21 protein-coding genes are annotated in these 23,838 nt (G+C 62.6%); 10 read left to right on the top strand and 11 right to left on the bottom strand.

Annotated features, from left to right (window positions below):
• Positions 1–138 precede the first annotated feature (138 nt).
• The 4 genes from LG385_RS11015 to LG385_RS11000 are packed head-to-tail and all read right to left on the bottom strand — an operon-like array spanning position 139 to position 3,583.
• Positions 139–705: a membrane integrity-associated transporter subunit PqiC gene (locus tag LG385_RS11015; protein WP_225774316.1), complete on the bottom strand. Its 567-nt coding sequence runs from the start codon at positions 703–705 to the stop codon at positions 139–141.
• Between the two features lie 22 nt (positions 706–727).
• Positions 728–2,365: an intermembrane transport protein PqiB gene (locus LG385_RS11010; protein WP_225774315.1), complete on the bottom strand. Its 1,638-nt coding sequence runs from the start codon at positions 2,363–2,365 to the stop codon at positions 728–730.
• Positions 2,355–2,990, bottom strand: coding sequence for a paraquat-inducible protein A (locus tag LG385_RS11005; protein ID WP_225774314.1), 636 nt, complete (start codon positions 2,988–2,990; stop codon positions 2,355–2,357). Before LG385_RS11005 ends, LG385_RS11010 begins: the two co-directional genes overlap by 11 nt.
• Positions 2,987–3,583, bottom strand: a complete 597-nt coding sequence (locus LG385_RS11000) for a paraquat-inducible protein A (RefSeq protein ID WP_225774313.1) — start codon at positions 3,581–3,583, stop codon at positions 2,987–2,989. Before LG385_RS11000 ends, LG385_RS11005 begins: the two co-directional genes overlap by 4 nt.
• Before the next feature lie 401 nt (positions 3,584–3,984).
• On the opposite strand from LG385_RS11000, the gene LG385_RS10995 reads away from it, so the two are divergent.
• Positions 3,985–4,890: a LysR family transcriptional regulator gene (locus LG385_RS10995; RefSeq protein ID WP_225774312.1), complete on the top strand. Its 906-nt coding sequence runs from the start codon at positions 3,985–3,987 to the stop codon at positions 4,888–4,890.
• A 36-nt stretch (positions 4,891–4,926) separates the two neighbouring features.
• On the opposite strand, the gene LG385_RS10990 is transcribed toward LG385_RS10995, so the two are convergent.
• A complete protein-coding gene (locus LG385_RS10990; protein WP_225774311.1) occupies positions 4,927–6,012 on the bottom strand; it encodes an LLM class flavin-dependent oxidoreductase in 1,086 nt (361 codons plus the stop codon).
• Between the two features lie 204 nt (positions 6,013–6,216).
• On the opposite strand from LG385_RS10990, the gene LG385_RS10985 reads away from it, so the two are divergent.
• From LG385_RS10985 to LG385_RS10970, 4 genes are read left to right on the top strand one after another with little or no spacing between them, the layout of a single operon-like run.
• Entirely contained in the window at positions 6,217–7,017 is an 801-nt protein-coding gene (locus LG385_RS10985) for a helix-turn-helix domain-containing protein (protein ID WP_413247320.1), read from the top strand.
• 57 nt (positions 7,018–7,074) lie between these two features.
• Positions 7,075–8,499, top strand: coding sequence for an NAD(P)/FAD-dependent oxidoreductase (locus LG385_RS10980; RefSeq protein WP_225774309.1), 1,425 nt, complete (start codon positions 7,075–7,077; stop codon positions 8,497–8,499).
• Positions 8,496–8,837 carry a cupin domain-containing protein gene (locus LG385_RS10975; protein ID WP_225774308.1) on the top strand — a complete coding sequence of 114 codons (342 nt, stop codon included), beginning with the start codon at positions 8,496–8,498 and terminating at the stop codon, positions 8,835–8,837. Before LG385_RS10980 ends, LG385_RS10975 begins: the two co-directional genes overlap by 4 nt.
• A gap of 43 nt (positions 8,838–8,880) precedes the next feature.
• Positions 8,881–9,957, top strand: coding sequence for a polyamine ABC transporter substrate-binding protein (locus LG385_RS10970; protein ID WP_225774307.1), 1,077 nt, complete (start codon positions 8,881–8,883; stop codon positions 9,955–9,957).
• Between the two features lie 39 nt (positions 9,958–9,996).
• Here the strand turns inward: LG385_RS10970 and LG385_RS10965 are convergent, their stop codons facing one another.
• Both LG385_RS10965 and LG385_RS10960 read right to left on the bottom strand, forming a co-directional pair.
• On the bottom strand, positions 9,997–11,265 hold the full coding sequence (locus tag LG385_RS10965; RefSeq protein ID WP_225774306.1) for a gallate dioxygenase: 1,269 nt from the start codon (positions 11,263–11,265) through the stop codon (positions 9,997–9,999).
• Positions 11,266–11,281: 16 nt separating this feature from the next.
• Positions 11,282–12,634, bottom strand: coding sequence for an MFS transporter (locus LG385_RS10960; protein ID WP_181122061.1), 1,353 nt, complete (start codon positions 12,632–12,634; stop codon positions 11,282–11,284).
• Between the two features lie 301 nt (positions 12,635–12,935).
• Between LG385_RS10960 and LG385_RS10955 the strand changes: the two genes are divergently transcribed.
• Positions 12,936–15,464 carry a glycosyl hydrolase family 28-related protein gene (locus LG385_RS10955; protein WP_225774305.1) on the top strand — a complete coding sequence of 843 codons (2,529 nt, stop codon included), beginning with the start codon at positions 12,936–12,938 and terminating at the stop codon, positions 15,462–15,464.
• Positions 15,465–15,640: 176 nt separating this feature from the next.
• Positions 15,641–15,832: a hypothetical protein gene (locus LG385_RS10950; RefSeq protein ID WP_181114024.1), complete on the top strand. Its 192-nt coding sequence runs from the start codon at positions 15,641–15,643 to the stop codon at positions 15,830–15,832.
• A gap of 3 nt (positions 15,833–15,835) precedes the next feature.
• Here LG385_RS10950 and LG385_RS10945 read toward each other — a convergent pair whose 3' ends face one another.
• From LG385_RS10945 to LG385_RS10930, 4 genes are read right to left on the bottom strand one after another with little or no spacing between them, the layout of a single operon-like run.
• The gene (locus tag LG385_RS10945) at positions 15,836–16,771 is read right to left on the bottom strand and encodes an aliphatic sulfonate ABC transporter substrate-binding protein (RefSeq protein WP_225774304.1); all 936 of its coding nucleotides are present in this window, start codon (positions 16,769–16,771) and stop codon (positions 15,836–15,838) included.
• Complete coding sequence (gene mgrA / locus LG385_RS10940; protein WP_225774303.1) at positions 16,768–17,805, bottom strand: L-glyceraldehyde 3-phosphate reductase; 1,038 nt, start codon at positions 17,803–17,805, stop codon at positions 16,768–16,770. The genes LG385_RS10945 and mgrA overlap by 4 nt, the downstream gene beginning before the upstream one ends.
• A gap of 22 nt (positions 17,806–17,827) precedes the next feature.
• Positions 17,828–19,159 carry an LLM class flavin-dependent oxidoreductase gene (locus LG385_RS10935; RefSeq protein ID WP_225774302.1) on the bottom strand — a complete coding sequence of 444 codons (1,332 nt, stop codon included), beginning with the start codon at positions 19,157–19,159 and terminating at the stop codon, positions 17,828–17,830.
• Between the two features lie 3 nt (positions 19,160–19,162).
• Positions 19,163–21,316 carry a TonB-dependent receptor gene (locus LG385_RS10930; RefSeq protein ID WP_413247375.1) on the bottom strand — a complete coding sequence of 718 codons (2,154 nt, stop codon included), beginning with the start codon at positions 21,314–21,316 and terminating at the stop codon, positions 19,163–19,165.
• Between the two features lie 554 nt (positions 21,317–21,870).
• On the opposite strand from LG385_RS10930, the gene LG385_RS10925 reads away from it, so the two are divergent.
• From LG385_RS10925 to LG385_RS10915, 3 genes are read left to right on the top strand one after another with little or no spacing between them, the layout of a single operon-like run.
• Positions 21,871–22,686, top strand: a complete 816-nt coding sequence (locus LG385_RS10925; protein ID WP_225774300.1) for an energy transducer TonB — start codon at positions 21,871–21,873, stop codon at positions 22,684–22,686.
• Between the two features lie 30 nt (positions 22,687–22,716).
• Complete coding sequence (locus LG385_RS10920; RefSeq protein ID WP_225774299.1) at positions 22,717–23,433, top strand: MotA/TolQ/ExbB proton channel family protein; 717 nt, start codon at positions 22,717–22,719, stop codon at positions 23,431–23,433.
• 1 nt (position 23,434) lies between these two features.
• Positions 23,435–23,836, top strand: coding sequence for an ExbD/TolR family protein (locus tag LG385_RS10915; RefSeq protein WP_225774298.1), 402 nt, complete (start codon positions 23,435–23,437; stop codon positions 23,834–23,836).
• Positions 23,837–23,838: the final 2 nt, after the last annotated feature.

The following is a 23,838-nucleotide window of genomic DNA, read 5'->3' as shown; positions in this document are numbered from 1 at the left end:
CGGCATGCCCGGCTGAGCTCTGACTACGTTAGCCATCGAGTGAACCTCTACTGTCCGTAGATGTCATGCAGGACAGCGTAGTTACGATTCAGGCCTGGAGCCTACCGTTAATCAGGTGTTTGCAAACGGCAGTTGTCTTCAGGTCCCATATGGAAGCTTGCAACTGGCCTGGGTGAACTCGCTGATCATCGCCGCGATTCCTTGCACATTAGCCTGCTGCGCCGTGACCAGCTCATCCACCGATTCGCCCGCAGGCGATTGCATAATGCCTTGGCAGTTGAGTTCCGTGGTCGCGCCGTCAGTCAACCGCCTCGTGCGCACGCGCCATTTCACATCAAGCAAGGCGTAACCGCCCGGCACTAGGTCGAAACGCTGGACATCAACGCGCAGGGAGGTCTTGCTGGCCGGAGCGGGGTGTCGGTTAAGCTGGTCTACCAGCGCGCCCTGGAGTTCGTCGGCGAGGCTTGCACCCCACCAGTCGGTTTCTAGTATGGCCAGCCCATGACCGCCCTGACGGACCACGATTTGAGTGCGATCAACCTGCGCGGGTACCGTCACGCGTTCCATCAGCAAATTGCCGGTAGGCTGCACGGTTCGTGCAGGGCCTGATAGCAGGGGCGTCAGCGTGTGATAGTGCACCGGCGCGCTGCGACAACCCGCGAGCAAGACAAGCAATGTGAACAACGCCACCGGGGAAGTGCGCATGCGGTCTCGCTCCATTGAACGGTCAAGGCTGCTGATTTTCGAAAGGTGCATTTTCCGCTCGGCCACGGATCGGCGATTCGGGATGCCGGCTCAAATATTCGGACAGTTCGCGTAGCGACCGGGAAGTGCGCCCCAATTCGTTGATTGCTTCGCTCAGTTGCTCTCGCTGCGGTGAATCTTCGGAAAGCGCGGAGTTAGCGGTTTTCAACGTGTTACTGACGTCGGCCAACGAGCTCTGGACTGCCGGCAAGGTTTTACCGCTGAACTGGTTGAGAACCCCGCTTAACCCGCTCAGGCTGCGATCGAGGTTGGCCGCGATGCGGTCCAGCGGCAGGCGAGCAATTTTCTCTACCACGGCCTGCACTTGCGCTTGCAGCTGATCCAGGCTGCCCGCAATGGTGGGCAGCACCACAGGCCGGGCATTGATATCGAACCCTACTTTTTGGGCGTTCGGATAGAAATCCAGCGAGATGTACAGTTGGCCGGTCAGCAGGTTGCCGGTTCGTGCCTGGGCACGCAAGCCGTGCTCTACGAAGCTTCGGATAATATCGATACCCCCGCGCTCATCGGCAGGGTCATGGTTGAGCACCTGCAACATGCGGCTATGGGCCCGGCCCAGGCTTTGCGGGTAGATGGCTATGCCTACGATGATTGGAAACTTGTCGTTGCCGGGCTCGAAGTCGAGGTCTATTGAAACCACTTTGCCAATTTGCAGCCCCTGGAATTCTACCGGCGCATCGATCTTCAGGCCTCGCAGTGCCTGGGTGAAACGCAAACTCATGTATTGCGGCTTGCCCAGGGGTGGGGCCAAGGCGGTTTGCTCGTCTGCCAGCAGGTCGAAACGGGTCTGCTCGCCGGCCATGGGGCTTTGCCCACCATAGTCCGGCGCGCGAAACGCAATGCCTCCCACCAACACGGAAGACAAGGATTCGGTTTTAAGTGTGAAACCGTTGGCGCCCACCCCGATGTCGATGCCGCTGGCATTCCAGAAGCGAGTGTTTTCAGTGACGTAAGCATCGTTGGGCGCGTTGATGAATACGTCGATTTCCACGCCGTCACCTTCCTTCGCCAATGCATACGCCACCACCTGTCCTACGGGGATCTTGCGGTAGTACACCGGCGAGCCGATATCCAGCGAGCCCAGGTTTTTGGTATGCAGCGTGAAGCGCTTGCCGGGCTCGCCGTAAGTGATCGGCGGCGGAACCTCAAGGCCTGTGAAGTGTTTGATGCGGCGGTCGGCCATGCCGACGTCGGCGCCGATGAAATCACCAGAAAGCAACGTGTCGATGCCCGAAACGCCCCCGGCGCCAATACGTGGCCGGACTACCCAGAATCGTGAATCTTCCCGGGTGAAGTTCTCTGCGCGCTTGGCCAGCTTCACGGTGGCGATGACCGTCTTCTGGTCTTCGCTGAGCTCAACCTCCGACACGTGACCGATCACCACATTGCGGTATTTGACCTCGGTTTTTTCCGCCGTCAGGCCTTGGCCTGTCTTGAAGGTGAGGGTGATGACCGGCCCGGCTTGCAGGTGGTTGTGGACCAGCAGCGAAATACCTACCAGCAAGGCAATGATCGGTACGATCCACACCAGTGACACGCTCCAGCCCTTGGAGGTCTTGATCTCTCCGGGCGGGAGTGGGCTGGCGCCCTCACGCTTCATCACTAGCCCCTCGGGCGTGGTATCCCTGCCAGATCAAGCGAGGGTCGAAGCTCATGGCTGCGAGCATGGTGAGTACCACCACCATGCCAAAGAATAAAATGCCTGCGCGCGGCTCGATAGTTCCCAGGGCCTGAAACTTCACCAGCGCCGCGACCAGAGCCACCACCACAACATCGAGCATGGACCAATAGCCCACCACTTCTACGAACCGGAACAATCTAGAGCGCTGGCGACACGCCCATTGGCTGCCTCGCTGAGCTGTTAAAAGAAGTAAGGTCAGCGCCCCGAACTTGATCCCTGGCACCCCAATACTTGCGATAAAGATGATCAGGGCAATATCCCAGGCGCCGGCCTCCCAGAACTCCAGTACTCCGCTGATGATGGTGCTGTCCGTGCCCTTGCCAAGCATGCTGGTGTTCATCACCGGCAGAAGGTTCGCAGGAACATAGAGCACCAGTGCGGCAATGAGATACGCCCAGGTGCGGTTCAACGAGCGGGGTTTAAGCCGGTGAAGAGGCGCGCCGCAGCGGTCACAACGCATTGGCTCGTCTCGCATGTCGCAGGCATGCCCACAACCATGGCACAGGCATAGCTCAAGCTCATTGGCTGTGGGCGGGCCGCTCACAGAGTTGCCCACAGAACGCGAACGTCTTTTCCGGCGATCTTGATCATCAGCACACTCAGTGCAGCGAGGGCCAGCAGGCCGATGCCAGGGATGACGTCCAGCAGCCCCGCAAGCTTGACCACTGCCACCAGAGCACCAAGCAGGCAGACTTCGAGCATGCTCCAGGGCCTGAGTGATTCCAACGCGCGCATGCACAGCGTGAATGCAGGTGACCGCCTGCCGGCCAGGGCGAAGGTCACCACCCATATCAACAGCAATACCTGAATCACCGGCGCCACAATGATCGCAATGGCGGCGATCAGCGCGATGAATGTGATCGGCCCGTCGCTAAGTGCGAGCACCGAATCCCACAATGTTGCGGCATTGTGTAGACCTTTCAAATTGATGCTGATTATTGGGAAGAAATTGGCAAGCGCGAGCAATATGCCTGCGGTCAGGCATAAGGCCAGGCGTTGTTCCAGCGTGATGTTGATGGGCCGCTGAATAACGGCGCCACAACACTGGCAAATGGCTTTCTGATGCTTTTTGAGCCGAGCGCTGCCATAGACCGAGTCGCAGTATTCGCAAATGATCAGCGGGGGAAAATCCGTCATGGAATTCACCTTGTGAGCAAAGGAACCTTGCATGTACCGACTGTGAATATAGGAGTGCTGAAAAATTAGGCAAGGCTGTTCCCGTTTCGGAACGTAAATGCTGGACGATCTGTTATGGAGGTTACTTTCTTGCCAATTTAACGGCGTCAAGTTGTACAGAGAAAAGATTGGCGCTCTGGTAAAACTCGATTGCCAATCCTAACTTGCCTCGCTATTGACACCTGAATGAGGAAGTGTGCCCAGGGACCAACGAAACGTCGAACACGCACGCAAGCCTCGGTTGTATGCGAGTTCATCCGCGCGGTGTTTATCCCAGCTCGCGACCGGTAGCTGGCCTTGACGTGCCGCAGGGTATTATGTTTTTTACCTATCTTATCCGCCCTTTACCATGTGTACCCAGAATGAAAACCGATGACATCGATGCATTTGTCGCCGTGGTGCGTTGCCAATCCATCAGCCAGGCCGCCGATTCCCTGGCGCTGACCCAGCCGGCCATTACGCGCCGGGTGCAAAACCTGGAGCAGGCCCTGGGCGTGGAGTTGTTCGACCGCAACACCAAGCCACTGAAGCCCACCGCCATTGGCATGCAGGTGTACCAGAAGTGCCTGGCCATCCTGCGTGAAATGGATGGCCTGCGCGACCTGGTGGCGCTGGATACGCCCCCCAGCGGTGTATTGCGCCTGGGCGTGCCGCAAACCATCGGCGACATCGTGCTGCTCAATGCGCTCAAACACCTGCGCGGGCAGTTTCCGGACCTGCGTGCGCAAGTCGTTACCGGCTGGGGCGCGAACCTGGTGAGCAAGATCGAGCGCGGCGAGCTGGACGCTGCCGCGGCGCTGTTCCCGGCGGGCAAGGTGTTTGCGGAAAACATCGTAGGTGAGTCAATCGGCAAGCTTGAGCTGGTGGCTGTGTGCGCCAAGGCGGACCTTCCGAAAAAGCCGATCAAGCTTGCCGATTGCTACGACCGCGGCTGGGTGCTGAACCCCGATGGCTGCGGCTTCCGCGCCGGGTTGCAACGCACCCTCGCAGACCAGGGCCTGAGCCTGAAAGTGAACCTCGAAACTTTCGGCACCGAGCTGCAACTGGGGCTTGTGGCGGACGGCATGGGCCTGGGCCTGGTACCCCGGCCACTGCTCGAACGTAGCGCCCATTACGAAAGCCTGGCGGTGTTGCCGCTTAAGGATTTCAAGCCGGTGATGGATTTGTGGCTGATCTACCCACGCTTTCTCGGTAACCTCCAGGCAGCGGTTAATGCCTTCGGCGAATGGGTGGCTCAGTCGCTGAAGCAGGAGCGGGATGCGGCTTGAGGGTTATGATCTGAGCCCCTGAAGTTGGACTGGGGCTCACGCCACCTTGGCCGCCGCACCATCCCGCTTGGCAACCAACTCCCGGGTCAACGGAATCAATCGCTTGCCATACTCGACGGCGTCTTCCAGCGGGTCGAACCCGCGGATCAGGAAGGTAGTGATCCCCAGGTCGTAGTAGTCCAGCAGCGCCTCGGCGACTTGCTCGGCGGTCCCTACCAGCGCGGTCGAGTTCCCTTTCGCACCCAGCAGCCCCGCGATGCCGGTCCACAGGCGTTTATCCAGGCGGGCACCTTGCGCGGCGGCGGCCAGCAATCGACGCGAGCCTTCGTTCGCCGGCTCCTGGCGCACGAAACCTTTTGCTTGGGCCAGGGCCCTGGCTTGCTCCAGAATGCGCTCGGCCCGCGCCCATGCCTTGTCCTCGGTTTCGGCCAGGATCGGCCGCAGTGACAAGCTGAAACGCACCGTGCGGCCATGCTTCGCGGCTTCGGCGCGCACCTGCTGCACCACCTCTCGTACCTGTTCGTAGGTTTCGCCCCAGAGGGCATACACGTCGGCATGCTTGCCGGCCACCGCGATTGCCGCCGCCGAAGAGCCGCCGAAGTACAACGGAATGTGCGGCTGCTGCGGCGACTTCGCTTCGGAGAACGCGCCTTCGTACCGGTAATACTCGCCCTGATGGTCGAAGGGCTTTTCACTGGTCCATTCCTGACGCAGCACGCTCAGGTACTCATCCGTTCGCGCATAGCGCGCGTCCTTGTCGATGAAGCTGCCGTCCGCGCGTAGCTCTTGATCGTCCCCGCCGGTGATGATGTGCACCGCCGTACGCCCGCCATTGAAGGTGTCCAGGGTGATGAACTGCCGGGCCGCGACGGTCGGCTGAATGAAACCCGGGCGATGGGCGACCAGGAACTTCAGCTTTTTTGTCACGCTCGCTGCGTGCGCCGCAACAAAGGCGCTGTCCGGGCTGTTGGAATGGTAGGCGATCAGTGCCCGATCAAAGCCTGCCGCTTCATGGGCCTTGGCAACCTTTTCCACGTATTCGGGCTGGATAACCGGGCCGCTGCGCAGGTGGATTTCCGAGGCCTGCTGGGTGCCGATATAACCGATGAATTCAACGCTCATGTACCACTCCTTCCTGGGTAAAGGTGCGCCGAGGCGCCCGGGCGAGAACGCACCTTAGGGGAGGGCGATAAAGGGTGGGAAATACTGATTAGTGCTTACGTTATAAAGCCAGTGCATGACCTCAGATATCCAACATGCAATTTATGAGTGAATGTCAGGCCATGCCGCCGATGAGGCATACTTCGCATACCCCTTCCGTTTTGAATGAACGCACAGCAGATGCCAGACGCAAGCGCGCTCCAGACCCAATCCACCGTTCTGGCCTATCACATGGCCTGGAAACACCGTGACCTGGAGGCGATCCTTGCGCTGTACCATCCGGACATCCAGTACAACGACTTCTTCCAGAACCGCACCTTGGCCCTTCAGGACTTGCGCGCCTACGTCACCCAAACCCTCCCACGCCACCCCGATGAATACCTGGAGCACACCGATCGCATTCGGGTGGATGGGGACACTGCGTTTATCCAGTACCAGACCGCGCTCCAGGGTGGGGGGCAGCGCGTGGTGTTCCGGTCCAGCGAGGCGATTACCGTGCTAGAAGGGCTGATCTGGCGTATCAACGAATACGCCTCCCTGGTGCGTGAAGCACCGGGCGCCAGCCAAGGCAGCCGGGCCCCGGCGATCAGCAAGCTAGGGCTGTCCCCGCGGCAGCTGAGCTATATGGCGCGCGACCTGGACGACTACTTCCAACGCCAGCAGCCGTTTCTCGATCCTGAGCTGGACCTGCAGGCCGTCGCCGCCGCCACGGGGTACAGCCGTAACCAGATGTCTTACCTGCTCAATCAGGTGCTTGGCCAAAGCTTCTACCGCTACGTGAATCAGGCGCGGCTGGCGTACCTGCTGCGGCGCCTGGCCGAGGAAGGTGCGGGGGCCGCTGTGGATGAATTGGCCGCCAGCGCGGGTTTCAATTCCACCTCGGCGTTCTACAAGACCTTCCGCGCCCATACCGGCTGCACCCCCAAGGCCTGGCTCAAGGCGAATTGTACGCGTACCCGCAGATAAGACAGGCAGCGAAGCGGCTGCTTACACTCCTCGCCGAACCAACGAGTGAGGTGCGGGATGAGTGGGTGGCGTGGAGTGAGTTTATGGATGGATCAGTTGGGGGAGCCGCTGCAGCCGCGGGCCCCGCTGACTGAGGACATTCAGGCGGATGTGGCGATCATCGGCGCCGGCTTTACCGGCCTGTGGACGGCCTATTACCTCAAGCGCCAGGCCCCCTCCTTAAACATCGTTATGCTGGAAGCCCAGATCGCCGGTTTCGGCGCATCGGGCCGTAACGGTGGCTGGCTGATGGGCAACCTGCTGGGCGAGGACCGCCTGTTGAGCGGCCTGACGCCCGCTGCCCGCGCCGAAAGCTTCCAGTTACTGCATGGCATCCCGGACGAAGTGGCCAGGGTGTGCACGGATGAAGGCATCGACTGCGACCTGCGCAAGGGCGGCGTGTTGTACGCCGCGGCCCGCTACCCCGAGCAGGAACGTCGCTTGCGGGAGATGTTGGACGATTACCGCAAGCAAGGCCTGGGCGAGGCGGATTACACCTGGCTCAGCCCCCAGGCACTGCGCGAGCAGCTTAACGTCGCCAACGCGTACGGCGGCCTGTATTCGCCCCATTGTGCAACCATTCAGCCCGCCAAACTGGTGCGCGGCCTTGCCCGTGTGGTGGAAAGCCTGGGCGTGCGCATTTTCGAGCAAAGCCCGGTGCTGCGCTGGCAAGCGGGCGAGGCGACCACCGCCAACGCGCGGGTAAAAGCGGATTGGGTGGTGCCCGCCGTGGAGGGTTACTCCAGCGATCTTCCGCCACTGAATAACCATTTGGTGGCCGCGCAAAGCCTGATCGTGGCGACCGAGCCTTTGCCAGCCGACGTGTGGGCGCAGATCGGCCTAAGCCACGGCCAGGCCTTCAGCGAAAACAGCCGGCAAGTGACGTATGGCCAGCGCACCCATGACAACCGCCTGGTGTTCGGCGCCCGTGGCGGTTACCGCTTTGGCGGGCGTTTACGGCAGGATTTCAACCTCACGGCGAGCGAGCGAGCGCTGCGTCAGCAGTTGTTTGGTGACTTGTTCCCGATGCTGCGCAACGTGCGGTTGACCCATGCCTGGGGCGGCAACCTGGGCGTGGCGCGGCGCTTCCAGCCACACATGCTGGCCGACTGTCGCCAGCGGGTCGCGCTTGCCGGTGGGTACGGCGGAGAGGGCGTGGGCGCCAGCAACCTGGGCGGGCGCACGCTGGCCGACCTGATCCTTGGCCGCGACACCTTGCTTACCCGCCAGCCGTGGGCCTTCCCGGACCGCACCATCGCTTCGTTGCCTCGCTGGGAACCCGAGCCCCTACGCTGGCTGGGCTACAACGCGATCATCCGCAGTTTCGTGCTTGAAGACCGCGTGCTTGCCAACCCTGATACCCCACCCTGGCGTCGCCACTTGGCCGAGCGCCTGGCCGGCGCCATGGAAGGCCTGATGCACACCAAGGAGCCCTTCGCATGACGATCGAACATTTTCTCAACACCGCTACGTTCCCGCTTGGCGAAGCCAGCCCTGTAGGCCTGCCACTGGGCGAGCCCGTGGCCAAGGTGGCGAGCCATGGCGTTGAGCGTAGCGACGGCGTGGAAGCGGGTGTGTGGGAGTGCTCACCTGGCCGCTGGCGCCGGCAGATCACCCAACAGGAGTTTTGCCATTTCATTCAGGGGCGCTGCACCTTCACGCCAGATGAAGGGGCGCCCATCGAGATCCAGGCCGGCGACGCGTTGATGTTCCCTGCGAACACAACGGGCATCTGGGACGTAAAAGAGACCGTTCGCAAGAGTTACGTGCTGATTTTCTGACTGCCCCTTCCATAACGCTTAGAAAAAAGGTTGAGGTATTTGCATGTTTAAGTTGATCGCCCCCTTGTTGCTCGTGAGCGCTGCCGCCCAGGCGGCAGACACGGTGAAGATCTATAACTGGAGCAGTTACATCGCTCCGAACACCCTGCAGGCGTTCACCGCCAGCACTGGCCACCCCACCCAGTACGACCTCTACGACAGCAATGAAATGCTCGACGCCAAGCTGATGGCCGGCCATTCGGGCTATGACGTGGTGTTCCCATCCAACCACTTCATGGCGCATCAGATCACCGCCAACGCACTCAAGCCACTGGACCGGAGCAAGTTGCCGAACTGGAAGAACCTCAACCCCACTTTGATGAAGGCACTCGAAGCCAACGACCCCGGCAACCGCTACGGCTTCCCGTACCTGTGGGGCAGCACCGGAATTGGTTACAACATCGACAAGGTGAAAGCGGTGCTAGGCGATGTGCCGGTGGATTCCTGGGACCTGGTGTTCAAGCCCGAAAACATGCAAAAGCTGGCAAAGTGCGGCGTGGCCTTCCTGGACAACGGCCCGGAGATCCTCCCGATCGCGCTCAACTACCTCGGCCTGCCGCACCACAGCGAAAAAAAGGCCGACTACGACAAGGCCCAGGCCCTGCTGATGAACGTGCGGCCCTATATAAGCTACTTCCACAGTTCCAAGTACACCGGGGACCTGGCCAACGGAGACGTGTGCGTGGTGGTCGGTTTCTCCGGTGACGTGATGCAGGCCGCGTCCCGGGCCCAGGAGGCAGGCAATGGCCAGCACATTGCCTATGTGATCCCCAAGGAAGGCTCACCCATGTGGTTCGACATGGTCGCCATGCCCGCCGACGCGCCGGATGAAGCTGCGGGCTATGCCTTCATGAACTACCTGTTGCAGCCTGACGTGATGGCCGAGATCAGCAACCATGTGCAGTACGCCAACGGCAACGCCGCCGCCGAACCACTGGTGAACCCGGACATCCGCAACAACCCGATGGTGTACCCGCCGCAAAGCGTGATGCAGAAGCTGTTCGTGCTGCAGTCCATGCCCATGCAAACCGACCGCCTGCGCACCCGGGTGTGGAGCGCGGTCAAAAACGGGGGTAAATAGACGGCCGGTGGGCCGGGCGATGGACTCGCCAACCGTGCCTCAGGGCTTCGCCGGTTCTTTGCCCGCCACTGAATACAGCACTTTCTGATTACGGGTGGCCTGGAAGTCTTCCAGGCTCTGCCCGCGCATGTGAGCGTAGATGTGCAGGTTGGTGGTGCCCACCACGGCGCCGAGCTTTTCCAGCAGGAAGAAGATCACGCCGTAGTGAATCATCCCGCGCCAGTCGCGGCGGCGCACGAGTTCGCGTTCTTCGTCGCTCAGTTCATGCTCAGCGAAGAGGGCTTCGGGCTCCTCGCGGAAGCGTTCGCGGAACTCAGGCTTGATCAACTGGTGAAGGAAGCGGTTCAGCCGGTAGCCCTTGGCGCTGCGAGCCAGGTCGAAGGGATACGTGCCTTCCAGCGCCTCGATGCCCTTGAGCTGCTCACCGGCCTTGGCACGGTAGCGTTCGGCCAGGTCCACCGGCAGTGGGCGGGCCTGGTTTTCCAGAATCAAAGTGGCAATGCCGGTCATCGACGGCAGGTAGTAGCCGTGGTGCAGCAGGTCCACGTTGGCCGACAGCGCGCCGCGCATGATCAACCAGGTCACCACTTCGGCGCCTTCCAGGCCACCGAGGGTAGCGAATTCGGCGATGCTCATCTGGGTCAGCGGCTCAGGGTCGTGCACCAGTGAACTGAGGAACTGCGCGTCCCACTCGGTATTGTTGAAGCCGCAGCGTTCGCCATGCACCTGGTGCGACACGCCGCCGGTAGCCACGATCGCCACGTCGATGTCTTCCGGGAAACTCTCGATCGCCCGGCGCAGCGCCTTGCCCAGCTTGTAGCAGCGGCTGGCGCTGGGGATGGGGAACTGCAACACGCCCATTTGCAGCGGCACCACTTTCACCGGCCAGCCGTCCGTGTGCGGCAGCAGGGCGGACATCGGCGAGAACAAGCCATGGTCGATAGGCTTGTCACGGAAGAACGACATATCGAATTCTTCGGCCATCAGGCTTTGCCCGATGTGCCGGGACAACGCCGCGTGGCCTTCGATGGCGGGCAGGTCGCGAGGCCCGCCGCCTTCGTCCGCCACTTCGTAGCGCTCGTCCACACCCAGCGCGAACGCTGAGTAGTGGTCGAAGAAGAACGAGGTCACGTGGTCGTTGTAGATGTAGAACAGCACGTCCGGCTTGCGCTCTTCTAGCCATTTGCAGATGGGCCCGAAGTTTTCGAAGATCGGCGCCCACGCGGGATCCTGTTGCTTGTTGTGATCCACGGCAAAGCCGATGGTGGGGGTGTGAGAGACCGCGAGGCCGCCGATGATTCGTGCCATGACTAGTTCCTTTGGATCAATGAGTTACAACAGCTTGTGTGGCCTGTGCCGAGGCGCGTCGGGCGGCCTTGGCATTGGCCAGGATAGCCAGCGCGGCAAATAGCGCCGGCACCCCAAGCAGGATGAAGAGGGTCACCAGGCTCAGCCCCATGGCCAGTACCACGCCGCCAATGATCGAGCCGAAGATGGCGCCGAAGCGGCCAACGCCCAGCATCCAGCTCACGCCGGTGGCGCGTGCTTCAGTAGGGTAGTAGCCCGGGGCGAACGCGTTGAGGCCGGTTTGCGCGCCGCTCATGAAGAAGCCCGCCGCCGCCACGCCGATCATCATCAGGGTGGATTCCAGCCCGGCGAAGCCGAGCGAGGCGATGCATAGCGCGCCCAGGGTGTAAGCCCCGGCAATTACGCGGTTCGGCTGGCGACGGTCCATGATGAAGCCCACTACCAGCGCGCCGATGGTGCCGCCGATTTGGAACAGGCCGGTAGTGCGCGCGGCTTGCTCGACTGAAATGCCGGACTCTTTCATGAGGGTCGGCAGCCAGCCCATGGTGAGGTAAATCACCATCAAACCCATGAAGTAGGTGAGCCACAGGGCCAGCGTGCCCATGCGGAAGCGCTCGTTGAACAGTGTGCTCAGCGGGGCGCGATGCACCACCGAAGGCTCTGGCGACGTGAACTGCTCGGCGCCGGTGAAGCGGCCGCCCATACGGTTGAGCAGCTTGGCGATGGCTTGTGAAGGCGCGCCCTTGACCACCAGGAAGCGGGCCGACTCTGGCAGGAACAGCCAGAGGAAAGGGACCAGCAGCAACGGCAAGATCCCGCCCACCATCAGTACCGAGTGCCAGCCGTGGGTGCCCAGCAGCCAGGCCGCGACGAAGCCGCCAGCACCCGAGCCCAGGTTGAAGCCGGTGAACATCAGTGTGATCAGCAGCGAGCGATAGCGCTCGGGCAGGTATTCGGAGAGCAGGGTGGTGGTGTTGGGCATCGCCGCGCCCAGGCCGATACCGGTGAGGAATCGCAGGATGGCCAGTTCATAAGGATTGCGGGCAAAGGCGCAGGCAACGCTCAGTACGGCAAAACAGGTGACCGCCAGCAGCAGCACTTTCTTGCGACCGAAGCGGTCGGCGTAAGGGCCGGCCAGCATGGCGCCAGCGGCCAGCCCGAACATTGCCGCACTCATCACCGGGCCGAAGGCTGCCTTGCTCAGGCCCCAGTCCTGCATCAGGGCAGGTGCGATAAAGCCCATCACGGCGACGTCCACGCCATCGAATAGCACGATGAAGAAGCACAGCGCGAGCACCAGCCATTGTTGCGGCGAAACGGGACGGTCGTCGATCCACTGTTTCACGTCGACACGTGCGTTGGTTTGCATGAAAGCCACCCTGAATTGTCATTGTTGTGCTACCGGTCGAAGCGCCGGCATCTTCGCCCTGGGAAAAGGCGGTCAGGGCAAGGTAATGGCCAGACGCAGGGCTTGTCGTCTGCGAAGCATTACTGTGGGTATCGGTTTTTTTTATCGCCCGGCACGGCCGCTTTAGCCTGGCGCCCCATGGCCGGGCCCGCTGGTCGTGAAAGCCGCTTCATCGGCACGCGGTGCCTAGGCTTAATGGCAACCGCGCAGCGCTCACCTGCCTGTTCCTCTCGTTGCGAACGCTCCGTGGACAGGAGGCACTATGGCAACGGTTTATGATGTGCGAGATTTCGGCGCCAAGGGCGACGGCGTCACCGACGATACGGCTGCAATCCAGGCGGCCATCGATGCCGCGAGTGCATCGGAGGGCAGCCGGGTATACCTCCCCACCGGTACCTGGCTGGTGAGCCCTGGCTCGGCGGCCGAAGGGGGTTGTCTACTGCTCGATAGCGGCGTGTTCCTTCAAGGTGACGGGATAGGCAAAACGGTGATCGCCCTTTCGGCCGGCGCTCAGGACGTGCAAGGCATCGTGCGGGTAGGCGATGGCGGGTTCGTTGGCGCTACGAACCTGACCATCGACGGCGCCGCCGGCACTGGCCAGGTCGACGCCTGGTACAGCGGCGGCAACGACTCGGTATTCCTTACCGGCGTGGAGGCGGCCAACGCCAGCGGCAACGGCTTCAACCTGGGCGGGCTGGGCAATACCTTCAACCTGGTCAGCTGTATCGCCCGTGGCAACGGCCTGGACGGGGTGCTCGCCGATGGCCAGGACAACAGCTTCATTGAAGACACCGTCGCGCTGAACAACAACGGCAGCGGTTTCAACATCGGCGGCGAAATCGTTCTCAGGGACTGCGACGCCTACGGGAACGGGCGTGACGGCATCCTCTTGTACGAAGGCGACAGCTCGCTGGCCAATACCAGCATTGCCAGCGTCGATGGCGGGGTAGTGCACGACAACGGCGACAATGGCGTGCACCTGGTAGGGGTCGAAGGCTACACCGTCAATGGCGTGGAATCCTACGCAAACGGCTGGTATGGGATCTCCAGCGACACCTCGCGGGAAGGGTCGATCACGTACAACGAGGTGCACGGGAACTCGCTTCAGGGTGAAGGGCAGATCGAAATTGCCGTGCAAGGCTGGGAGGGGAACCCGGCGACCATCGCTGAAAACATCACCGTAAGCGGCAATATCGTGACCGGCGGCCAGTATTCGTTCTATGGCATTGTCGAGCCGATCGACTCTGGGGACCACAACACCATCGAAAACAACGTGGTCACCACCACCAGCTGGGCGGTCACGGTTACCGGCGCGCACAGCATTGACCGGAACAACGATTACTTCATCCTCCAATACGGCACCGATGGCGCAGACCGCCTCACCGGTGACATCACGCGGGACCAGCTCTACGGCGGCGACGGCAACGACCGCCTCGCGGGCGGCGCGAATGCCGATGCGTTCGTGGGCGGCGAGGGCAGTGATCGGCTTAGCGGCGGTGCGGGGGCGGATGTGTTTCGCATCACCAGCCTGATGGACAGCTACCGGAATGCAACCACCACCCATGCCGACCGCATCACCGATTTCACCGTGGGCCAGGACCGGCTCGACCTCACTGCGCTGGGTTTCACCGGTTTGGGCAATGGCCACGGCAGCACCGTGAAGCTGGTGTACAGCGCGGCCAGCGATGTCACTTACCTGAAAAACTACGACGCCGATGCCAGCGGCAATCGCTTCGAACTGGGCTTGCAAGGCCACTACACCAGCCTCACCACCGGCAGCTTCCAGTGGCTGACCACCGGCATGGATTACCACACCGGGTTGGCGTTGCCGGAAACCATCGTGGGCACCCTCAACCGCGACAACCTCAGCGGCGCCGGCGGCGATGACCGGCTGCAAGGTGGCGTGGGTGGCGATACCCTCAATGGCGGCGATGGCGCGGACACCTTCGTGTACACCGAGCTTTCGGACAGCCTGCGCAGCAACGTGGCCAACGGCACAGTCACCCGGGACACGTTGGTGAGCTTCGACGGCAGCGCAGGCGACCAGATCGACCTAAGTGCGCTGGGTTTCACCGGGTTTGGCAACGGCAGTGGTACTACCCTCAAGGTGGTGCGCAGCGCCGATGGCGAGAAAACCGTGCTCAAGAGCTACCAGGAAGATGCGGACGGCAAACACTTTGAGATCCTGCTACAGGGCGACCATGTGTCGGACCTTACAGACACCAGCGTGATCTTCGCCCACACCGATAACAGCGTAGCCACCAGTAGCGCGCCTACCCAGGACCTCACCTACACCGGCACCAGCGGCCGCGACGTGATCGTGGGCAACTCCGGGGATAACGTACTCAAGGGTGGCGACGGCGCGGATACCCTGCGCGGTGGCGTGGGTGACGACGTGTTTATCGGCGGCGCAGGCGGGGACACGTTGGCGGGCGATCCCGGCGAGGACATTTACCGCTACACCAGCACGGGCGACAGCTACCGCAGCGGTAGCCAGCTGTTCACCGACACGCTGTCCAACTTCTCGGTGTACGAAGACAAGATCGACGTCTCGGCCCTGGGCTTCACAGGCCTTGGCAACGGCCACGACGGCACCCTGCAGCTGATCACCGACAGCAACCCGGACCGCATCTACCTGCGCAGCCTGGACGCCGACGCCCAGGGCCGACGGTTCGAAGTGAAGATCTTCGGAGATGCCGATGACTTACCCGGTGCGGACAACTTCATCTTTGCCGATGCCAGTCCGGCGAATGTGGAGTTGCTGGGGGTGAGTCACGATCCGGTGGCGTGAGCGTTTCGCGAGCTACGCCTTCGGCTTCGCCGGATGGCCGGACCCCCGTCTCCTAAAGCCCGCGCAGTCGGCCTGTGGGAAGCGGCGGGGCCGGTCCGATAATCGGTCTGCAGCGCAGCGCCCCTCCCGCCGATACCTTGGTTGAGAGCAATCAAGGTTGAACGAAGGGAGGCGGCATGGCGACCGCAGCGAGCAGGAAACACAACACCATCGACGTCGAGCTGAACGAGCGCACCCCCGCGCTGGTGGGCTTCGGCATTCCGTTCAATGAAGTGCTGGGGCACCCGCGGGAATTTCTCGTGGCCGACCTGCCCAGGCAACTGGCCGCCACCATGAAGGGCGGCCGTATTGCGGTGCGGGTGCGTTAGACCCTAACGGGCCACCTGTTCCACATTCAGCTTGCGTGGCAGCAGGTGCGCTGCAAAAAACAGGTCCGCCGTTTGCTGTTGCGTGGCCACTACCGCAGGGGTAACCGGGCCGACCGGGGACGGCGGGCGGTTGTCGATGTAGTGGGCAACCACGTCTCTGTGCAGCCCCATGCTGCGGGTGAGGATATCCAGGCTCTCTTCCCGCTGGGTGCGGGTGAGGGCTTCGGCGTCTGTGAGGCTACCCAGCAAGGCCGTGATAAAAGCTGGACTTGCTTCGGCGTACGCCCGGCGGGCCGTGTACAGCGGGCCGTTGAGCCCAAGCCCTTCACCATTGGCCAGCAAGCGCGCCTTGCCTTCGGCCAACGCCAACGAGGCATACGGGTCCCAGATCGCCCAGGCGTCTACGCTGCCTTGGTCAAATGCCGCGTGGGCGTCGGCCGGGCTGAGGTATACCGGGGTAATGTCGGTAAACGCCAGCCCCGCCTTGGCCAATGCGCGCAGCACCAGGTTGTGCGAACTGGAGCCCTTCTGCAGCGCCACCTTGTGACCCTTGAGTTCAGCCACGCTGTGGATGGGGCTGTCGGTAGGCACCAACAGCGTTTCTGCCGCAGGCTTGGCGGGCTCGGCGCCGATGTACACCAGGTCGGCGCCGGCGGCCTGAGCGAACAGCGGCGGTATATCACCCGTTGACGCTACGTCCAGGCTACCAATGTTCAAGGCCTCGAGCATCTGCGGCCCGGCCGGAAACTCCAGCCACTGCACCTGCGTGCCGGGAAATCGCTCTTCCAATAAATGGTGTTCCTTGGCCAGTACCAGCGCGACGGAGCCTTTCTGATAGCCGATTCGCAAGGCTTGCGGTGCCGCTGTATCGGCGTTGGCAGCCTGGGCCCCCAGGCCCAGGACAACCGCAGTTACAGTGATGAGGGTTCGGATGTTCATTCGGCGGTCGATGGCTTTTCCCAGAGGTTGATCTTGCCTTCGACGGCGAAGCGGTCGATTTCGGCCAGTTCCTCGGCAGTGAAGTCCAGGCGCTCTAGCGCGGCCACGTTTTCGATGATCTGCTCCGGCCGGCTGGCGCCGATCAGGGCACTGGTCACGCGAGGATCACGCAGTGTCCATGCCAGGGCCAGTTGCGCCAGGCTCTGGTCGCGAGCCTTGGCGATCTCGTTGAGCGCGCGCACATGGGCCAGGTTGTCCTCGGACAGGTGGTCGGCCCGCAAGGACTGGCCTCCGGGTTGGTTCACCCGGGCGTCGCCAGGAATGCCATTGAGGTACTTGTCTGTAAGCAGGCCCTGAGCCAGGGGCGTGAACGCGATCACTCCGGCGCCAAGCTCATCCGTGGCCTCCAGCAGGTCCTTTTCTACCCAGCGATTGAGCAGGTTGTAGGCGGGCTGATGAATCAGCAGCGGCACCTTCCAGTCCGCGAGCAAGGCGGCCATTTCGCGGGTTTTGCTACCAGAGTACGAGCTGATGCCCACATACAATGCCTTGCCTTGCTGTACGGCGGTCGCCAGGGCGCTGGCAGTTTCTTCCAGCGGCGTGTCCGGGTCGAAACGGTGGGAATAGAAGATGTCCACGTAATCCACGCCCATGCGCTTGAGGCTCTGGTCCAGGCTGGCCAGCACGTATTTGCGCGAGCCGCCGCCCTGGCCGTACGGCCCTGGCCACATATCCCAGCCGGCCTTGGTGGAGATGATCAGTTCGTCACGGTAGGCGCTGAAATCTTCGCGCAACAGGCGACCAAAGTTGATCTCGGCGCTGCCGTAGGGTGGGCCGTAGTTATTCGCCAGGTCGAAGTGGTTGATGCCAAGGTCGAAGGCCGTGCGGAGCATGGCGCGTTGGCGCTCGATCGGCGTGCTGTCGCCAAAGTTGTGCCACAGGCCCAGCGACAGGGCGGGCAGCACCAGGCCGCTGCGGCCCACGCGGCGGTAAGGGATGCGTTCGTAACGGTCAGCAGAAGCAAGGTAAGTCATGTGCGTCCTTTTTTATGAGGTTTCACAGAAAGTGCCGGTTCACCGGGCGCGCCAGCCCCAGGTGGTGGCGCAAGGTTTTCCCAGTGTAGGCCTGGCGGAACAGCCCGCGCCGCTGGAGTTCGGGCACAAGCAGCCGAGCCACGTCTTCCAGCCCACATGGCAGATAGGGCAACAGCAAATTGAAGCCATCGGCAGCACGGCCTTCGAACCAGGCCTGCATCTGATCCGCGACCTGCGTTGGAGTGCCAATCAGGCTCAAGTGGCCTCGACCGCCGGCGATCCGCCGGCCGAGTTGAGCGAGCGTGAGGCCTTCGCTGTCGGCCAGTTGCATGAGCAGTTGCTGGCGGCTGCGCTGGCCGGAATCGGTCAGCGGCAGCTCGGGCAGCGGGCCATCCGGTGGATAGCCCGAAAGGTCGAAGTTACCCAGCATGCGGCCCAGCAGGGCAATGCCTACTTCAGGCTCCACCAGGGCCTGCAGCTGCTCATGGGTTTCCCGTGCCTGGCTTTGCGACTCGGCAACGATCACGTACACGCCCGGCATGATTTTCAGTGAATCTTCAGTGCGCCCATGAGCGGCCAGCCGGCCCTTCACGTCGGCGTAAAAGCGCTGGGCCGAAGGCAGGTCTGGCTGCGCGGTGAAGACTACCTCCGCTGTTCGCGCCGCCAGCGCCCGGCCTGCTTCGGACGCACCCGCCTGAAAGACCACCGGCCGACCTTGGGGTGAACGCGCCACATTGAGTGGGCCCTTCACCTGAAAATGCGGGCCCGCATGGTCGAGGGTTCGCACGCGCTCAGGCTGGTAGTACTGGCCGCTGTCCTTGTTGCGCACGAAGGCATCATCGGCCCAGCTGTCCCACAAACCGGTCACTACCTGGTGAAATTCCTCGGCGCGCTGGTAACGCTCGGCATGGCCCCAGTGGGCGTCGCGGCCGAAATTGAACGCCTCGGCCGCCGCATCGGAGGTCACCAGGTTCCAGCCCGAACGCCCGCCTGACAAGTGATCGAGCGAAGCGAACTTGCGCGCCACGTGGTAGGGCTCGTTGTAACTGGTGGTTACGGTGGCCACCAGGCCGATGCGCTCGGTAGCGCCACTGAGCGCCGACAGCAGCGTGAGGGGCTCGAAGTGGTCCGAGCGGGCCATGCGGCTGGCGATGCCCCCGGTGGCGGCGGCCACGCTGTCGGCCACGAACAGCAAATCGAAGCACGCTGCCTCGGCAACCCGGGCCAGGTGGCGATAGTGGGTGATGTCCAGGCCCGCATCCGCGGGCACCGTGGGGTGGCGCCAGGCTGCGAGGTGATGCCCCGTGGCCATGAGAAACGCGCCAAGGCTCAGTTGGCGATCGGAGCGTGACATAGGCTAGAAATCCTTGCGTACTTGAACGCCGAAGTAACGGCGATCGTCCCGCGCCACGGCCCGGTAGATATAACCGGTGCCGCTGGCCAGCAGTGGCGAATAGGACTTGTCCGCAAGGTTTTTGCCCAGCAGTGCCACGCGCCAGCCGTTGTTGTAATCGGCGAGGGCAGCGCTGGCGTTCCAGATGCCGTAGGCGCCCTGCTTGGTCTCTGGGTTCTGGCTGATGTCGTACTGCACTTCGCTTTGCCAGCTGTAGTCGGTGCCCAGTTCGATGTCCAGGCCGTTATCCAAGGGGATGGTGTAGTCGGCGCGGGCGTAGCTTTTCCAGTCCGGGGCGAAGGGCAGGGGCTTGCCATCCACGTTGCAGGACGCTGCCGCGCCGGCCGGGCAGGCGAACGCGTCAATACGGGCATGGGTGTAGGCCAGCGCTGCGGAAAGTTTCAGCTGGCGCGTGGCCTGCACGGCCAGGTCCAGCTCGGCGCCTTGGGTGGTAACGCTGCCGGCGTTGATCAGGCGCGTCACCACTTGGCCGGCCACCGTGTCGTAGAAGTTAGCCTGGTAGTTGTCGTAATCGCTGTGGAACAGCGCGGCGTTGGCGGTGAGGCGATCGTTCCAGGCGGTGGCCTTGATGCCCAGCTCCCAGGTGTTGGAGGTTTCGGGCTTGAGCGCGTCGGTGTCCCGCGGCTGCATGTTGAAGAACACATTGTAGGCAGGGCCCTTGTACCCCCGCGAATAGGTGAGGTAGCTCATCACGTTGTCGGTAAGGTCGTACTGCACACCCAGCCGGCCCGACCAACCGTCTTCGTCCACCGAACCCTCGCTGCGGGTACCCGGCTGGATGCCGCTCACTGTAGTGGCAGATGTGGACACGCGGCGATGGTCGTAGGCGAGGTAATCGTGGGTAAAGCGCAGGCCGACGATGCCGCGCAACCGCGGCGTGAAGTGCAGGGTGGTTTCACCGAAGGCCGCCACACTGTCGCTGGTAGTGCCGTAGTCGGCCACGCCTCGCTGGGTCACGGTGGGGGTGACCAGGTCGCGCCGGTAGGTTTCGTCGTCTTTGGCGTGCATGTAATACAGCCCCGTCACGTACTCGGCGAATTGCCCTTTGGGCGAGGCCAGGCGCAGCTCCTGGCTGTACTGGTCGTAGCTCAACTCGCCCTTGTCCTCGGTGCCCGGGTAGGCGGTGCTGACAGTGGCCAAGCGGTCGCCATCCTGCCACTGGGTGTTGTCCCAGCCGCGCCAGGCGGTGATGGACGTGAGGGTGAAATCGCCCAACGCATAGTCCACCTGCGCCGAGAGGCCCTTGTTGGTGTCCTCCACGTGGCTGCGGTAATCACTGACGATGTTCTGGTTGTGGCTGCTGGCAGACACCGGCGCCAGTGCGGTACCAAAGGCTGGGGTCAGCACCTGGCTGATCACACCATTGGCCGCGTCGTCATGGGCGGTCATGTAGTCGGCGGCCAGCGTAACCGTGAGGTCGTCATTGGGGGTGAATTCGAGCTTGCCGCGCGCGCCACGGTGGTTGTAACCGTTGACCTCCTGGCCGTTGGCCTTGTTGTCGACGTTGCCGTCGTAGCTGCTCACCAGGGTTGTAAGCGAGCCTTTCAACACGCCGGGAATCAACGCGCCGCCAATGCCGAAGCGGGTACGGCTTTCGTTGCCGGTGTACCAGCCTTGGTCGAGGTAGCCGTGGAAGGCTTCCTCGGGTGCCTTGGTCACGATGTTCAGCACCCCGGCCGACGCGTTCTTGCCGAACAGGGTGCCTTGCGGGCCGCGTAATACTTCCACGCGTTCGAGGTCCAGCAGGTCCAGCGTGGCCTGGCCCGGGCGGCCGTAGACAACACCATCAATCACAGTTGCGACCGTAGGTTCCACACCCGGCGAAGTGGAAATAGTGCCTACACCACGGATGAACAGCGCGGTGTCTTTGTTGGAGGCGTTGGTGCGGAAGTTGAGGGTAGGCACCTGCTGGGCCAGCGCGGCGACGCCGTTGCGGTTGTCACGCTCCAGTTGTTCGCCATCCACCACCGTGACGGCCACCGGTACCGCCTGCAGCGTCTCTTCCCGGCGGGTGGCGGTCACGGTCACGGCCTGCAGCTTCGGCTCGGCGGTTGGCTGGTCAGTGGCGGTATCGCTCGCCGCGCTGGCCAGTGGCATGGCCCCAAGGGCCAGCACGGCGCAGATCGCCTGGGCCAGCTGTGACGGGTTGAAGGTGTCCCCATAAATGCTTTGCATGTTGTATTCGCTCGAATGAATGCCGTGGCGCCGCGGTTCGTCGACCGCTACTGGTGCCAGCGCTTCGGGGCATTCGCTCGTGCGAGTAGCAAGGGCCGATGGTTAGCGCTAACGGCCGGCATGCTGCCGTTCATCGGTTATGCCGTCCAATAATCAAGAAGTAGCTTCTTATAACCTTTTCACACCGCAGTAGCTGGCGCAGCCAGCGAAATGTCCTTTGGCGTCAGTTATTCCCGGGCTCGCGCCCGGTGTTACCCAGATCGATCATGGCCTATGCCTGTTGGGCATTTTTTGAATGCCCAGAGGGCATAGGGCTGTAAACCCTCGGCGCTCCAGTTCCCGTAATCCGGCGGTTTGAGCATGACTACGCTCTTCGCTTATGCCTGCAGGTTATCAATTCAGTGATTTTGGTTCCTTCGAGAGATAACGCCTTCGCTCCATCATCGCTGCGCATAGCCAGCCAAGGAGCCTTTTCAATGGCGAACGTTCATTCAGCTGCTCGCGCTGCGCCGCCTGCTCAGCCCGACTTCCCGGTGCCTTCCAAAGGCAGCGGGCGGGCAGCGCCTGCGGCGTTGGCACAGTTAAGGCTGCAAGCGGTGCCGCGCTTGCCCACCAGCCGCCGGGAAGCCTGGCTGCTGGCCGGGCTGGCCGCCGCGCTCCATGGAGGGGTGGTGTACTGGGCGTTGCAAACGCCCACGCCTGTACTACCCGTGGTGCCGCCTGAAATACCGCCGATGACGATTGAATTCAGCCGGCCCGCGCCACCCGTGGAGCAACCTCCGCCCGTGCCGCCACCGCCTCCGCCGCCGGTTGTGGAGCCGCCACCCCCTCTGGTGGATGAACTGGCCGCCAAGCCCGCCCCAAAGCCGGTACCCAAGCCAAAGCCTGTGATAAAGCCGCCACCCAAGGCACCGCCGCCGGAGGTCGCGAAACCTGCGCCAGCGCCGCCACCTGTGGCGCCCGCGCCCGCTCCGGTGGCCGCGCCCGCCGCACCGCCTGCGCCAGCCCCTGTAACACCGCCGTCGGCCAGTGCCGGCTACCTGAAAAACCCGGCGCCCGAGTACCCGGCGCTGGCCCAGCGCCGCAATTGGGAAGGCACCGTGCTGCTGCGGGTGCATGTATTGCCCAGCGGCAGCCCGGCCGAAATCCAGGTGCAACAAAGCGCAGGGCGCCAACAGCTCGATGACGCCGCCGTGGCGGCCGTCAAGCGCTGGACTTTCGTACCCGCCAAGCAGGGCGGCCAGCCTGTGGAAGGCTGGGTGGCCGTGCCTATCGACTTCAAGATCCGCTGAACCCGCGTACCCTTTTCGAGGACAGTTTCCATGACACTTGCATCCCCTACCGCTTCTGTCGAAAGCACCGTTATCTGGCTGCTGATCGGTTTTTCGGTGATCACCTGGGGCCTGGCCCTGCTCAAGGCCGCACAGTTCGCCCGCCTCAAAGGGCAAGACCGGCGCTTTCTCAAAGGGTTCTGGGCCGCGCCTGACCTGGAAGCCGGCGCCGAGCTTAGCCAGAGCGAGCCCGGCGCCGCTGCTCGCGTAGCCCAGGCCGGCTATGCCGCGCTGCACACCAGCGAGGGTCACGGCCCTAGTGATCTGGCCCATGCCATCAACCATCAGGATCGCCTGGAACGCGCCCTGCGCCAGCAGATCGTACGCGAGCGCCGCTCACTCGAAAGTGGCCTGGCTGTGGTCGCGAGTATTGGCAGTACGTCGCCGTTCATCGGCCTGTTCGGCACCGTGTGGGGGATCATGGAAGCGCTCAAGGGCATCAGCGCGGCCGGTTCGGCCAGCCTGGAAACAGTCGCGGGGCCGATCGGCGCGGCACTGGTCGCCACCGGCGTCGGGATCGCCGTGGCCGTTCCCGCGGTGCTGGTTTACAACTATTTTTTGCGCAGCCTCAAGCTCAAGGCCGCGGACCTCGACGACTTCGCCCATGACTTCTACAGCCTGGCGCAGAAGAGTGCTTTCCGCGTGCTGGTGCACCCGGCCGCGCGCAAGGGGCTACAGGGCGCCCATGCTGTAAAGGAGGCGGTGTGACATGGCGTTTTCTACCCAGGACAATGACGAAGTACTGAGTGAAATCAACGTCACGCCACTGGTGGACGTGATGCTGGTGCTGCTGGTGGTGTTTATCGTCACCGCACCGCTGCTTACCAATTCCATTCCGATCAACCTGCCAAAGACCGAGGCGGTGGCACCGGTGGAGCAGAAGGAACCGCTGGTGGTGAGCATCGACGACAAGGGCCAGTGGTTCATCGACAAGAACGCCATCAGCCCTGATTTGCTGGAGAACAACCTTCAGGCAGCGAGGCAGAAGAACCCGGACGTTCGTGTGCAACTGCAGGCCGACGACAGTGCCAACTATGGCGCCGTTGCCAAGGCCATGGCCGCCATCGAGCGGGCAGGGATCACCAAGCTGTCGGTGATCACCGCGCGCTAGCA

The organism is Pseudomonas sp. Marseille-Q5115, assembly GCF_916618905.1.
Classification (GTDB): domain Bacteria; phylum Pseudomonadota; class Gammaproteobacteria; order Pseudomonadales; family Pseudomonadaceae; genus Aquipseudomonas; species Aquipseudomonas japonica_A.
This window is presented reverse-complemented; position numbering and strand designations above follow the sequence as displayed.